The organism is Achromobacter sp. UBA5777, from assembly GCF_002418565.1.
GTDB classification, from domain to species: domain Bacteria; phylum Pseudomonadota; class Gammaproteobacteria; order Burkholderiales; family Burkholderiaceae_B; genus Achromobacter; species Achromobacter animicus.
In genome coordinates this window covers 1-13,066 of record NZ_DIEJ01000209.1, presented here as the reverse complement: position 1 = coordinate 13,066, position 13,066 = coordinate 1, and the positions used below count along the sequence as shown (strand labels likewise).

Genomic DNA, 13,066 nt, shown 5'->3' with positions numbered 1-13,066 from the left:
CCCGCGCTTCGCTCCACGCCGCGCACGGCGCATTGTTCAAAGAGGTGTGCGCCTGCGGCGCGCGCCAGCGAGGCGATGCCGCGCGTCGCCAGTTGCGGTTCGGCGACCCCGTCCGTCGGGCTGTACATGGCGCCCGTCCAGGCGCGCCCGGTCGACGGCAGCATGTCCTGCACCGTGCGGCGATCCAGCAGGCGCGCATCCACGCCATGCGCGCGCGCCCCGTCGAGCCACGCCTGATGGCCGGCCGCGTCCGTAGCGTTTTCCTGCAGGTAGAAGATGCCGCTGCGGCGGAAACCCACGTCCACCTTTTCCTGGATCTCTGCCCATAGCCGGTTGGCGCGCTGAGCCAGCGGCACTTCCGGCAGATCGCGGCCCAGCGTGCGCACCCAGCCCCAATTGCGCGATGACTGTTCGCAGGCCAGCGTGCCTTTCTCGAACACGGCGACCCGCAGTCCGGCCTGAGCAAGGGAATAGGCGGTGCTGATGCCGATGATGCCGCCACCGACAATGGCGACGTCGACCGAGGCCGGCAGCGCCGCGTCGGACAGGGCAGAAGCTGAAGCGTGCGTTTGAGCGGCGGGTAGCGCCGGCATGTGAAGCGGATGCGGTTGCATGAATATCCGGATTGATTGATTATCGCTATTCGATAACAATCTACGTATAACGATAACGGCGAGTATTTTTATACTGCTCGCCGGGTCCGGCTACAACGTAAGGGTTTCCCTAGGCTGCTGACTTTCCGGCTTCCCGCGGGCAAACTCCGTCCCTGCTACCCAAACAGAATCCGAATGTCTGAACCTTCCGCCTTGTTGATCCAGTCGCTGGAAAAAGGGCTCGCCGTGCTCGAGTCCTTCCGGGGGCACGCCTCTTTGAGCCTTCAGGAGATGGCCCGCGAAAACGGCATCACCATCGGCTCGGCCCAGCGCGTGGCCTACACGCTGGAAAAGACCGGCTACCTGTTCAAGGATTCGCGCACCAAGCGCTACAGCATGACGGTCAAGGCCGTGGGGCTGGGCTACAGCTATCTCTACCGGCAGCCCTTGTTCCAGCATGCGCATGCGGTGCTGCATCAGGTCAACCAGGAGTGCGGCGAGATCGTCAATCTGGCCGTGCCCGACGGCGACAACATGGTGTTCGTCATGCGCGTCGCGCCGGCCAGGCACATTCCCGAGTACCTGCCGGTGGGGACGCAGATCCCGTGCGTGGCGACCGCGTCGGGGCGCGCGCTATGGGCGTTGCTACCGCCAGATGAACTCGATCTCAGGTTGCGCAGCGTGACGTGCGCGAAGTACACGCCGCACACCACCACCGACGTCGACCGGCTGCGCGCGTTGATCGACGAAGCAAGACGGGATCAGTACGCCTATGCCGATGAAGAGTTCTTCGCGGGGGATTTGAATGTCGCGGCGGTGGTTTATGGCGACAACGGCGATCCGCTCGGTGCGGTCAACATATCCGTGCCCAAGCCGCGCTGGTCGCTGGCGCGCGCGCGGGAGGAACTGGGGCCGCTGGTGATCCGGGCGGCCAGGGCGATCAGCAAGCGCAGTTGATGCCGACCGCCCGGGACGCCGGGAATCACCAGCGATAGCGCAACGTCGCCATCACCGTGCGCTCCGCGCCCCAATAGCAACTTACGGCCGTGCCCAGGCAGTTCGCCACGTAGCGCTTGTCGAACAGGTTGGAAACATTCAACGCGACCTGGGCGCCGGCGAGCGTGGGGCTGGCGCGGCCCAGATCGTAGCGGATTGCGGCGTCGACCAAGGTCACTGCAGGGATGGCGTAGTTGTTGTTCAGGTCGCCATAGAAGCCGCCGCGGTACGTCACGCCGGCGCCCAAGCCCACGCCCTGCAACGGGCCGTCGCGCAACGTGTAGTCTGCCCACAGCGCCGCCTGATGGCGCGGCACGAAGTTGAGCTGATTGCCGCGCTGCGCGGGATTGTTGCTCTTGGTGATCTCGCTGTCGCTGAGCGCATACGACATCGTCAGGTCCAACCCGTTGTCGAAGCTGGCCTTGCCTTCCAGCTCCAGCCCCTGCACCTGAACCTGGCCGGTCTGCACAACAAAGCTGGTATTGACCGGGTCCGGCGTGCTGACGTTGTTCTGGTTGATCTGGAAAGCCGACAGCGTCACGAAGCTGGCGTAGCCGTTGGGCTGGAACTTGATGCCGGCCTCGTACTGCTCGCCGGTCGTCGGCTTGAGCGGCGATCCGTCGCGCAGCACGCCGGTCACGGGCTGGAACGACGTGGAATAGCTCAGATAGGGCGCCAGGCCGTTGTCAAAGCGATACGTGACGCCGAGCCGGCCGGTGAAGCGGTTGGCATCGGCATCGCGCGAGGTCCAGGCCCACTGTCCGGCGCTGCCGCGCGCGCCGGTATCGGTGGTGCCTTCGGTCCAGTCGTAGCGGCCCACCAGCGTGAAGAGCAACCGGTCAAGTTCGATCTGGTCCTGCGCGTACACCCCCAACTGGTTGCGCGTCATGTTGATCTTGGTGGCCGTGGGCGGGCGCGTCACGGGCGTTCCGTAGTCAGGGTTGAACACATCGAACAGCGGCGACGCCGGCGGCAGCATCAGGCCCAGGCTGCTTTCGTTGTAGCGCGACTTTTCGCGCAGGTAATCCAGGCCGAAGGTGAGGTCGTGGCGTGTGGGGCCGGCCGTGAATTTGGCGTTCACCTGATTATCGATCTGGAACGCATGTGCGGTTTCGGGGAAGGCCCAGGCGTAACGGATCGCCTGGGTTTCCGACGCCATGGCGCCGATCTGCACGCGGCGGGTATTGGTGTCCACGTTGGTGTAACGGGCGCTTTGCCGCACGCTCCAGGTGTCGTTCAGGCGGTGGTCCAGCGTGTAGCCCACCATGGTCTGCTCGTTGGTGAAGATGTCGTACCCGGGTTCGCCCACGAAACGGTCGCGCGGAATGTAGCCGGCGCTGCTCTTTTCCAGCGTGCCGATGACCGGCAGCACGGGTGCGCCGCCGCCGCCGTGGCTGGTGATCTTCTGGTACTGGACGTTCAGATTCAGGCTCGTGTCGGACGACGGACGCCAGGTGAAGCTGGGCGCGATGAACTGGCGTTCATCGTCGACGTGCTGATACTGCGTGTCGCTATCGCGCAAGGTGCCGGTCAGGCGATACAAGAATTTGCCTTCGTCGTCGGCGGGACCGGAAAAGTCGAACGATCCCTGGTACCGGTTGAAGCTGCCCGCTTGCAGAACGACCTCATTGATCGGCTCTGCGGTGGGACGCTTGCTGGTCATGTTCACCAGCCCGCCCGGCGCGCTCTGGCCGTAAAGGCCGGACGACGGTCCCTTCAGAATCTCTATCCTTTCCAGGCCATAGGTGTCGATGCGCGGCTGCGCGTAACCCCGCGCGCCGAAGGGCAGAAGCAGGCCGTCCAGATAGCGCGCCGGCGTGAATCCGCGAATGGTCAGCCAGTCATAGCGCACGTCGTTGTCGCCGTACTGGGCGAAGACGCCTGGCGTGTAGCGGACGGCTTGCGCCAGCGAGGTCACGCCTCGCCAGTCCATTTCATTGCGGGTGATGACGTTGATGGTCTGGGGCGTGTCGATCAGGGCCGCGTCCGACTTGGTGCCGGACCGGCTGCGCGTCGCGACGTAGTCGGCGCCGGAGGTGGGCGACGCATCGCTCGACCCTTGCACCACGACCGGCGACAGCGTGGAGACATCGGCGGCCGCCGAGGGAGCGGGCTGCGCGGCGACGGACGCGGACGCCGCAAAGGCTGCGAGCAATGCCAACGGCAACGGCTTGACGGAGAAGGACACGGGGTTACCACCTGATCAATTTATAATTAACAAGAATCATTCTTGTGCGACGGCATGATTCCAGAACACCCGCCGGATGTCTGACGATTTCACGGCGCCAATTGACGGTTTTGCTGCACTCAGCGCAATTGCGCTTGTTTCCCATGTCTGCTGAGCTTTCGCTCGACCCGTATACCGCTCCCGCCAAGCCTCACGAATGGTGGCGAGGCACGCTTCCCACCGTGCCCGCGACGCAGGACTGGGAAAACGTCATCGAATGCGTGGTGCGCGTCGAGGAAGGCGTCAGTGTCGTGGTGCTCGATGGCTGCCCATCGGCGGCGCTGACGATTCCGGCCCCGGGCGCACCGGTGTTCGGCATGCAGGTATGGCTGGAGGGCGAGGCCGTGCTGGCACTGGACGGCGGCAAACCGCTGAAGGTGTCCGGGGGCGCGGCGCTGCTCTTTAACCACGAGCAGCCGGTGGGCTGGACCACGCACCTTTCCGCGAAGCGGCGCGTCCGGATGCTGGATATCCGATACACCCCCGATGCGCTGGCCCGGGCAGGCGACTCGGCGCCCATCACCTTGCTGACCCAGCGGTTTCGCCGCGATGTCAGCGTGCCGACCCACGGATCGCTGGTGGCAACGCTGGACGCGCCCGCCAGCCTGCTGACGTTGGCGACCGATATTTCGCGAAACGCGCCGACGGCGCCCGAGGCGCGCCGGATCTGGTATCGCGCAAAATCGCTCGAGACGCTGGCTGCCTTTGTGGAGCTGCTTTCAGGGCCGGAAGCGCTGAAGGGTCCTGCCGCAGAGGAGCGGCAGCAGGTGCAGCAGGCTTGCCGCCTGCTGCGGGAACGCTGCTCGGAACATTGGCCGCCGGGGCGCGTTGCGCGGATGGTGGGCTTGTCTGAAAGACGGCTTCAGGAATTGATGCGCGAGAACGTGGGCCGTTCGGTTCACGCCTATCTGAGCGACGCGCGGCTGGTTCGCGCTTCGGACCTGCTGCGCAGCGGCATGAGCGTGACGCAGGTGGCCGGGGACTTGGGATACTCAAGCCTCAGCCATTTCAGCAAGATCTTCAAGGCGCGATACGGCACATCGCCGCGCGCCTGGTAATCCGCCAAATGACGCGCTGAATGTGTACCGCGTGTACGTCGATCAATCGATGCGCATCAAACCGCCGGCCCCTTGATCAGCCACTGCAACATCCTCTGCAGCGAATCCCGGTCATATTCCGCATCGGTAAGCCGGTATTGCTCCGGATCACGGTTCACCCACGAATCGGTCACCGTCCATGCATCGCCATCCTGCTCCAGCCGCAGCGCAAAAATCCAGTTGCCCGTCCAACTGCGATGCAACCGCAGCCAGCCGTCATGCAGGTAGATGAACCACTTGTCTTCCATTTCCTTCGGCACAAAGCCCTGCTGCAGGCAGGCGTACTCGTCGGCGGTAAAGCGCCGCTGAAAATGCAGCGGTTCACGCTGCGCCGGCGCGGGCTGGTGTTTCCAGGAGTCGGAGGTGGCAATGGGCATGAATGGGCTTCTGTTCTATGCTGGCTTTTTCGCATACTACCAAGGCTCCGCCATGCACCTTCAAGCCGCCGTTCCAATCCTGCGCATTTTCTCCGTGGAAAAGGCGCGCGATTTCTATCTGGATTTTCTGGGGTTCACCTGGGACTGGGAGCATCGCTTCGAGGCCGGGTTTCCGCTGTATGCGCAGGTGCATCGCGGGGATCTGGTGCTGCATCTGTCCGAACATCATGGCGATGCGACGCCGGGGTCGGCGGTGTTTGTGCGGATGCAGGGCGTGGACGAATTCCACGCGGAAGTCAGCGCCAGGCAGTATGCGTACATGCGGCCCGGCGTCGAGGAGATGCCGTGGGGGCGCGTGATGGCGGTGATCGATCCGTTTGGCAATCGGCTGAGCTTTTGCGAGTCACAGGATTAGCGGCCCGCGCCTAGACCCCCAGATAGCGGTGCGCCAGGTCGGGCTGCGCGGCCAGTTCGGCGGGGCTGCCTTGCCAGACGACGCGGCCCTTTTCCAACACGTGGTGGCGGTCCACCAGGGTCGACATTTCCTTGAGGTTCTTGTCGATCACAAGAATGGTCTGGCCTTCTTCCTTCAAGCGGCGCAGGCAGTTCCAGATTTCCAGGCGGATCAGGGGCGCGAGGCCCTCGGTCGCTTCGTCCAGGATGAGCAGGCGCGGGTTGATGAGTAGCGCCCGGCCGACGGCCAGCATCTGCTGTTCGCCGCCGGAAAGCGTGCGGGCGGATTGGGTACGGCGTTCCTTCAAGCGCGGAAACAGGTCGAAGACGCGGCCGACGTGCCAGCCTGCGCGGGTGTTGCGGGCGGTGGCGACGAGGTTTTCCTCCACCGACAACGAGCCAAACACGCGGCGTCCTTCCGGGACGAGGCCGATGCCCAGCTGCGCGATGCGGTGCGGGGCCATGCCGGTGATGGGCTTACCGTCGAGCAGGATGGCGCCGCCCTGCGCGGGCAGCATGCCCATCAGCGTCTTGACGGTCGTGGTCTTGCCCATGCCGTTGCGACCGATCAGCGAGACGACCTGCCGGGGCGCGATGTCCAGGTCGACACCAAAGAGCACTTTGCTGGCGCCATAGCCGCCTTGCAGTTGGTTCACTTGCAGCATCAGTCCTCCTCGCCCAGATAGGCGGCGCGCACGTCGGGATGGCGGCGCACCTCGTCGGGCGTGCCGGTGAAGATGGTCTTGCCGTAGACCAGCACGGTGACGCGGTCGGCCAGCGCGAAGACGGCGTCCATGTCATGTTCGACCAGCAGGATGGCGTAGCGGCCCTTCAAGGTCTGGAGCAGCGCCGTCATGCGTTGCGATTCCTCGGCGCCCATGCCGGCCATCGGTTCGTCCAGCAACAGCACGGATGCGTCCAGCGACAGCGCCATGGCAATTTCGAGCTGGCGCTTCTCACCGTGCGCCAGCGCGGACACGCGCACGCCGGCGCGTCCGGCCAGACCGACACGTTCGAGCGCATCGCGCGCCGGTTCGCGCAGCCGGGCCATGCGCCGCGCGTTGCGCCACAGGTTGAAGCCGCCCGGGCTGTGCGCCTGCACGGCCATGGCGACGTTGTCTTCGGCGCTGAAGTCGGGATAGAGCTGGCTGATCTGAAACGAACGGGCCAGTCCGGCGGCGGGGCGCTTATAGGCAGGCATGCGGGTGATGTCGGCGCCGTCGAGCCAGATGCTGCCGGCATCGGGCAGGATTTCACCGCTGATCTGCGAAAGCAGGGTGGTCTTGCCCGCGCCATTGGGGCCGATGAGGGCGTGCAGCTCACCGGGCCGGACCGCCAGGTCCACGCCCTGCGTGGCGTGTACCGCGCCAAAGGATTTCTGCAGGCCGCGGATCTCCAGTTTGGGATGGGTCATTGCTTGCCTCCCGCGAGCCAGCCGTACACGCCGCGTTTGCCGAAGAGCACCACCAGCACCAGCACGGGTCCCAGGATCAGCATCCAGTGCTCTGTCCAGCCGGTGGCGACCTGCTCCAGGCCCAGGTACACGGCCACGCCGAGCACCGGGCCGAAGATCGAACCCATACCGCCCAGAATGACCATGGCCATGAGTTCGCCGGACTTCTGCCAGGCGGACATGTCCGGGCTGACAAAGAGCGCGTAATTGGCCCACAGTGCGCCGGCAAGCCCGGTTCCGGCAGCCGACAGCACGAACGCCGTTAGGCGATAGCGCAGCGGCGCGAGGCCCAGGGCGATGCTGCGGCGCGGATTCTGCTTGATGCTTTGCAGTGCCATGCCAAAGGGCGAGTTGACGATGCGCCGGCACACGATGATCCAGAGGGTCATGAGCGCCAGGCACACGTAGTAGAAGGTGGCCGGATCGTTCACGTTCAGCCCCGGCAGCGTGTTGCGCGCATCGATCGACAGGCCGTCGTCGCCGCCGTAGATCATCAGCCCGACGAGGATGAAGTACAGCATCTGCCCGAAGGCGAGTGTAATCATGATGAACTGCACGCCGGAAGTGCGCAGCGACAGAAAGCCCACTACCAGCCCGGCCAGCGCGGCACCCGCGACGGCGAGCGGCCACATGACCAGCGCGGCATTGCTGCCGCTCCAGCCGAAGATCGTCTCGCCCATGTTGACGTGGTAGGCAGCGATGCCGATGACGTAGCCGCCGAGCCCGAAAAATGCGGCATGACCAAAACTGACCATGGCGCCGTAGCCCAGGATCAGATCCAGACTGACGGCCGCGATGGCGTAGATGAGAAATCGGGTCATGAGGTTGACGAGAAAGCTCTCGCCCGTGGCCTGCGCGATGGCCGGCACCAGAACGAAGAGCAGCAGCCCGATCCCGTTGACGACGACGCTGCGGGTGATGCGCAGTCTGCCAGTCGAGGAGGTGTCTGACACCGTCGACACGCCGTCACGGTCTTGGCCGGCGGCGCCTCGGGTGTCGGACACCGATGCGCGCACGAGACCGGTGTCAGATAGCGGCTCGGCAGCGGAATTTGTTGAAGTTGGTCTGGTCATGAATATCTTTCCTAGCGCTGGGCCGGCACCAGTCCGCGCGGCTTGAACAGCAGCACGATGGCCATCAGTATGTAGATACTGGCGGACACGAGGCTCGAACTTGCGGAGTCCGAGAGCTCGGGCGGCAGCAGGCGCGACATCCAGAAGGGGATGTAGGCACGCCCCAGCGCATCGGTCATGCCGATCATCAGCGACCCCACCAGCGCGCCGCGCACGGAGCCGACGCCGCCCACCACGATGACGACGAAGGTGGTGATGAGAATGCGCTCGCCCATGCCGATCTCCACCGCCAGCAAAGGCGCGGCCATGACGCCCGCGAAGCCGCAGAGCAGGGCGCCCAGCGTGAAGATCAACGTGAAGAGGCGCTGGATGTTCACCCCCAGCGCGTCGACCATCTCGCCGTCGTCGGCGCCGGCGCGCACCAGCATCCCGACCCGCGTGCGCGAGATCAGCAGCCACAGGCCCACCGCCACCAGCGCGCCCGCGCCGATGAAGGCGAGCCGCATGATGGGATAGTTCAGGCCGGGCAGGAGCGCGACGGATCCCGACAGAAAGGGCGGGATGTCCATGAAGGGCGGGCTGCGGCCGAACAGCACGGTCACCAGTTCGTTGGTAAATAGCGTGAGCCCCAGCGTGGCCAGCACCTGGTCCAGGTGATCGCGCCGGTACAGGTGACGGATGACCAGCAGTTCGACGATCAGCCCGTACAGCGCCGCGCCGGCCAGCGCAGCCAGCAGGGCGGCCGCGAACGAGCCCGTGGACGCCGCCGCGCTGGCCGCGCAGAACGCGCCCACCATGTAGAACGAACCGTGCGTCAGGTTGATGACGTTCATGATGCCGAACACCAGCGTCAAACCCGCCGACAACAAAAACAGCAAGGCGCTGTACTGCAGGCCGTTCAGGACCTGCTCCAGGAACATCAGCATTGCGACTCCTTCTAGGGAGAGCCTGTTTGGCAAGGCCGCGCGGCGCCAGCGGGCCCGGCGCCGCGCGCCTTGTGCCGCGTCATGGCATCTTGCAGTCCGCGGCGTGCACGTCCGTGTGGTCGCGGGCAAGCACCTTCAGGTTCTTGTAGACCAGCTTGCCGTCGGGGCCCGCCTCAATGTGCAGCAGATACCAGTCCTGGATGGGATGCTGGTTCGGCCCGAACTTGAATTTGCCGCGCACGCTGGGAAAGTCCGCGCGCCGCAACGCATTGCGGAAGTCGTCGGGTTTGCCGGTGATGTCGCCATTCACGGCTTTCAAGGCGGAGCCGATCAGATTGGCGGTGTCGTAGGCCTGGGCCGCGTAGGCGGTGGGCGCGCGGTTGTAGGCCTTGGTGAAGGCTTCGACGAAGTGCTTGCTCTGCGGGTTGTCCAGGTCGGCGCTCCACAGCGAGCTCAGGTAAAAGCCTTTGCCCGCGGTGCCGGTGGCGGCCAGCATGCGGTCGTCCATCGAGTAGATGGGCGTGATCATCTTGATCTTGTCCGCCAGGCCCGAGTTCGCAAACTGCTTGGTCAGGTTGATGCCCGCGCCGCCCGGATGGAACTGGAAGATGGCGTCGGGATTGAGCGAGCGGATGCGCGCCAGCTCCACCGAGAAGTCGGCCTGCTCGAGCTTGGTGTAGATCTCGTCGGCGATCTCGCCTTTGTAGGTGCGCTTGAAACCGGCGATGGCGTCGCGGCCGGCCTGGTAGTTCGGGGCCATGATGACCACGCGCTTGGCGCCCAGCTCATTGGCCGCCATGCCGGCGGTGTCGGCGTACGAGTCGTTCTGGAACGCCACGGAGAAGTAATTGGGGTTGCAGGCCTTGCCGGCGAAGTTGGACGGGCCGGCGTTCAGGCTGACGTAGAAGGCGCCGGCGTTGAGCACGGTGGGTCCGACGGCGGCCATGACGTTCGAGAAATTGATGCCGGTAAACAGCCGCACGCCGCCCTGCACCATCTTGTCGGCGATCTGCTTGGCGTTGGCGGGTTTGAGCGCGTCGTCCTCGACGCGCACGTTGACCGGCACGCCGCCCAGCTTGCCGCCGCCTTCCTTGACGGCCAGCATGAAGGCGTCGCGCTCGTCCTCGCCGATGTAGCCGGCGGGCGTGGACAGCGTGCCGATGAATCCGATGTCCACAGGTTTCTGCTCGGCGCTGGCCGCGTACGAGGCCAATGACAGCAGGACGGCGGCCGCGCCGCGGATGGTGCTCTTGTGCATGGTTGTCTCCTCTTGTACTGATGCTTGTATGCCGGATGCTCTTTGGCAAGCGGCGTTTTCCCTGCCGTATCTGTTGCTGCGACTATTGCTGCGACTATTGCTGCGACTATTGCTGCCACTATTGCTGCGTCATTTTCTGCATCTTTTGCTGCGTCCTTTATTGCCGCGCCGTCTATTGCCGCGCGCTTCCCGCCAGGCAGTTCTCCACCTTCCACCCATACAGCCACTGCAATGCGTCATAGAACTGAGCCTGGCTGCGCCCCGTCCACAGCATGTTGCGCACGGTGCGCTCCACGCCGCGCGCGTGATAGAGCCTGCCCATTTCGCGTGTCGACCACACCACGCGCGCACTGCGCGGGATGCGGACCGATTCATACAACCGGAAGGCGGCGGGCAGGTCATGCTCGCACTGCCTGATGGCCTCGCCCAGCGTCACGGCGTCTTCCAGCGCCATGCAGGCGCCCTGAGCCATGTACTGCGTCATGGGATGCGCGGCGTCGCCCAGGATCGTGACGCGGCCCTCGCCCCACTGTTCCACCGGCTCGCGATCGGCGGTCGCCCAGCGTTTCCATGACGTCGGTCGGTCCAGCATCTGATGCGGTGTGGGGTGAATGCCCTGGAAGTAGGACAGCACCTCGTCCTTGCTGCCTTCCCGCACGCCCCATTCTTCCTGCTCGCGGCTATGGAAGGTGACGACCAGGTTGTATTGCTGCCCGCCGCGCAGCGGATAGTGCACCAGGTGGCAATGCGGCCCGGCCCACAGCACCGGGGCGTTGATGCGCAGCTCCCGGGGCATGTTCTCCTCTTCGACGACCGCGCGGTAGACCACGTGACCCGTCACCCGGGCCGGATCACCCACCGTGCGCTCGCGGATCACGGACTTGACGCCGTCGGCGCCCACCACCGCGTCGGCGCGGTAGCGGTTGCCTTGCGTGTCCACGACTTGCACGCCGTGTTCGTCCTGCGCCATGCTGGCGATCTGCGTGGATGTGTGGAACTGGATCAGCGGGTCCTGCTGCACGGCCTCCAGTATGGACAGATGGATGTCGGCGCGATGAATTACCGCATACGGGCCGCCAAACCGTGCTCGGAACGCTTCTCCGGTGTCGATGCGCACGACCTCCTTGGCGTCCACCGCGTCCATCATGATGATGTGGTCGGTGAAGACCGCGCGCTCGCGCGCCGTGCGGCCCACGCCCAGGGCATCCAGCGCCGCGAAGGCATTGGGGCCTAGCTGGATGCCGGCGCCGATCTCGCCGATGTGCGCGGCCTGCTCCAGCAGTTGCACGGCAATGCCCTGCCGCGTCAGCGCCAGCGCGGCCGCCAGCCCGCCAATGCCGCCGCCCACGACGATCACGGTTTGCGTCTTCGGGTTTGCCGCCTGGTTCGTAGTCATGTCGGAATCTCGCGGGTCAGTCGTGGCCGCCCAGGAAGGCGCCCTGTTGCTTCAATTGCGCTTGCAGCGCGGAAATGGAAATGTCGCCGGGTGCAATGCCGTCGCGCAGCGCCATCGCGGATGCGGTGCCGGCTGCTTCGCCCATGACGAAGCAGCTGCCGCTGACGCGCGCCGCCGACTGCCCCTCGTGCGTCATCGACGCGCAGCGGCCAGCCACCAGCACGTTGCTGGCCACGCCCGGCCCGCGCCGCGGCACCATCATGCGAAACGGCAGCTGGTTGTAGCCGCGCGATTCGGGGATGGGCGGCCACACCCACTTCACGTCGCCCGCCGTGTGCATTTCCAACGGCCAGCCGTTCACGCCGATGCTGTCCGGAAAGTCCGCGCAGCCCAGCACGTGCTCCTGCGTCAGCACGGCCTCGCCCACGATGCGGCGCGTCTCGCGGATGCCCAACTGCGGCGCGATGTCCAGCACATAGGCCTGCTCGAACCCGGGCACCTTGGCGCGCAGGAACGCGAGGTAGTTCATGATCTGCCGGCGGCCTTCAAGCTCGCCTGCTGACAAGGAATCCGCGTCGGTGCCATCCGCCGCGCTGCCGTCCGCATTGGCAAGCTGGGTGACGTTGACGCGCCATTCGTAATCGTGTTTTTGCGGCCGCACGATGGCGCCTTTGCGCGGAAACGTGAATTCACCGCTGGCGGCGGCGGCGTCCATCAGCGCCGGGATGGTTTTCCAGGCCTCTTGCGCACGCGCGCCGTCCACATTGCCCACCTTGAACATCAGCGTGGGGTAGAGCATGTGGCCGTGGGCGTCGCCCTTTTCAAACCGCAGGCCCCCCCAATTCGCGATATCGGCGTCGCCCGAGCAGTCGATGAAGATCTTTGCGCGGACGGCGCAGCGGCCGGACTTGGTTTCCAGCAACAGCGCATCGACCCGGCCCTGATCGTCACGCGTCAAACCCGTGGCGAGCGCGTGGAACAGCACCTGCGCGCCGCTGTCCTGCACCAGGCCATCGGCCGCGCACTTGAAGGCCGAGATGTCGTAGGCCTGCGCGTGGATCTTGCCCAGGATCAGGTGCGGATCGTTCAGCCCGTCCATCGCGCGCATGCGGTCCAGCAGGTCGTCGGTCATGCCGTGCACGACTTGCCGGATGTCGCCGTGGATGTTGGCATGCAATCCGCAGAAGTTGGACACGCCCGCGGCGGTGCCCATGCCG

Annotated in this window: 13 protein-coding genes; 3 read left to right on the top strand and 10 right to left on the bottom strand. The window is 65.3% G+C overall.

Annotation, left to right across the window (positions count from 1 at the left end; genetic code table 11):
* Positions 1-614, bottom strand: a 614-nt coding sequence (locus tag B3446_RS17330; protein ID WP_291383697.1) for an NAD(P)/FAD-dependent oxidoreductase, incomplete at its 3' end; no start/stop codon positions are given.
* Between the two features lie 195 nt (positions 615-809).
* Here B3446_RS17330 and B3446_RS17325 point away from each other — a divergent pair.
* Positions 810-1,550: an IclR family transcriptional regulator gene (locus B3446_RS17325; protein ID WP_291383695.1), complete on the top strand. Its 741-nt coding sequence runs from the start codon at positions 810-812 to the stop codon at positions 1,548-1,550.
* Between the two features lie 25 nt (positions 1,551-1,575).
* On the opposite strand, the gene B3446_RS17320 is transcribed toward B3446_RS17325, so the two are convergent.
* Positions 1,576-3,777 carry a TonB-dependent siderophore receptor gene (locus B3446_RS17320; protein ID WP_291383693.1) on the bottom strand — a complete coding sequence of 734 codons (2,202 nt, stop codon included), beginning with the start codon at positions 3,775-3,777 and terminating at the stop codon, positions 1,576-1,578.
* A gap of 143 nt (positions 3,778-3,920) precedes the next feature.
* Between B3446_RS17320 and B3446_RS17315 the strand changes: the two genes are divergently transcribed.
* The gene (locus B3446_RS17315) at positions 3,921-4,874 is read left to right on the top strand and encodes a helix-turn-helix transcriptional regulator (RefSeq protein ID WP_191578833.1); all 954 of its coding nucleotides are present in this window, start codon (positions 3,921-3,923) and stop codon (positions 4,872-4,874) included.
* A 56-nt stretch (positions 4,875-4,930) separates the two neighbouring features.
* Here the strand turns inward: B3446_RS17315 and B3446_RS17310 are convergent, their stop codons facing one another.
* Complete coding sequence (locus B3446_RS17310) at positions 4,931-5,290, bottom strand: hypothetical protein (RefSeq protein WP_291383690.1); 360 nt, start codon at positions 5,288-5,290, stop codon at positions 4,931-4,933.
* Positions 5,291-5,342: 52 nt separating this feature from the next.
* On the opposite strand from B3446_RS17310, the gene B3446_RS17305 reads away from it, so the two are divergent.
* Positions 5,343-5,705, top strand: coding sequence for a glyoxalase superfamily protein (locus B3446_RS17305; RefSeq protein WP_291383701.1), 363 nt, complete (start codon positions 5,343-5,345; stop codon positions 5,703-5,705).
* A gap of 10 nt (positions 5,706-5,715) precedes the next feature.
* Here B3446_RS17305 and B3446_RS17300 read toward each other — a convergent pair whose 3' ends face one another.
* The 7 genes from B3446_RS17300 to B3446_RS17270 all read right to left on the bottom strand — a co-directional run.
* The gene (locus B3446_RS17300; protein WP_291383688.1) at positions 5,716-6,408 is read right to left on the bottom strand and encodes an ABC transporter ATP-binding protein; all 693 of its coding nucleotides are present in this window, start codon (positions 6,406-6,408) and stop codon (positions 5,716-5,718) included.
* On the bottom strand, positions 6,408-7,157 hold the full coding sequence (locus B3446_RS17295; RefSeq protein ID WP_239215122.1) for an ABC transporter ATP-binding protein: 750 nt from the start codon (positions 7,155-7,157) through the stop codon (positions 6,408-6,410). The genes B3446_RS17300 and B3446_RS17295 overlap by 1 nt, the downstream gene beginning before the upstream one ends.
* Entirely contained in the window at positions 7,154-8,116 is a 963-nt protein-coding gene (locus B3446_RS17290; RefSeq protein WP_291383699.1) for a branched-chain amino acid ABC transporter permease, read from the bottom strand. The genes B3446_RS17295 and B3446_RS17290 overlap by 4 nt, the downstream gene beginning before the upstream one ends.
* A gap of 164 nt (positions 8,117-8,280) precedes the next feature.
* Complete coding sequence (locus tag B3446_RS17285; protein ID WP_105240906.1) at positions 8,281-9,195, bottom strand: branched-chain amino acid ABC transporter permease; 915 nt, start codon at positions 9,193-9,195, stop codon at positions 8,281-8,283.
* Positions 9,196-9,274: 79 nt separating this feature from the next.
* Positions 9,275-10,453: an ABC transporter substrate-binding protein gene (locus tag B3446_RS17280; protein WP_291383683.1), complete on the bottom strand. Its 1,179-nt coding sequence runs from the start codon at positions 10,451-10,453 to the stop codon at positions 9,275-9,277.
* A 172-nt stretch (positions 10,454-10,625) separates the two neighbouring features.
* Complete coding sequence (locus B3446_RS17275) at positions 10,626-11,849, bottom strand: 3-hydroxybenzoate 6-monooxygenase (RefSeq protein ID WP_291383681.1); 1,224 nt, start codon at positions 11,847-11,849, stop codon at positions 10,626-10,628.
* Positions 11,850-11,865: 16 nt separating this feature from the next.
* Positions 11,866-13,066 (bottom strand): FAD-dependent oxidoreductase (locus tag B3446_RS17270; RefSeq protein ID WP_291383679.1); only part of this gene is annotated, 1,201 nt, incomplete at its 5' end.

Coding starts and splice junctions, on each gene's coding strand:
- B3446_RS17315 (WP_191578833.1), top strand. CDS start 3,921: ATGTCTGCTGAGCTTTCGCTCGACCCGTATACCGCTCCCGCCAAGCCT.
- B3446_RS17280 (WP_291383683.1), bottom strand. CDS start 10,453: ATGCACAAGAGCACCATCCGCGGCGCGGCCGCCGTCCTGCTGTCATTG.
- B3446_RS17285 (WP_105240906.1), bottom strand. CDS start 9,195: ATGCTGATGTTCCTGGAGCAGGTCCTGAACGGCCTGCAGTACAGCGCC.
- B3446_RS17305 (WP_291383701.1), top strand. CDS start 5,343: ATGCACCTTCAAGCCGCCGTTCCAATCCTGCGCATTTTCTCCGTGGAA.
- B3446_RS17295 (WP_239215122.1), bottom strand. CDS start 7,157: ATGACCCATCCCAAACTGGAGATCCGCGGCCTGCAGAAATCCTTTGGC.
- B3446_RS17275 (WP_291383681.1), bottom strand. CDS start 11,849: ATGACTACGAACCAGGCGGCAAACCCGAAGACGCAAACCGTGATCGTC.
- B3446_RS17300 (WP_291383688.1), bottom strand. CDS start 6,408: ATGCTGCAAGTGAACCAACTGCAAGGCGGCTATGGCGCCAGCAAAGTG.
- B3446_RS17310 (WP_291383690.1), bottom strand. CDS start 5,290: ATGCCCATTGCCACCTCCGACTCCTGGAAACACCAGCCCGCGCCGGCG.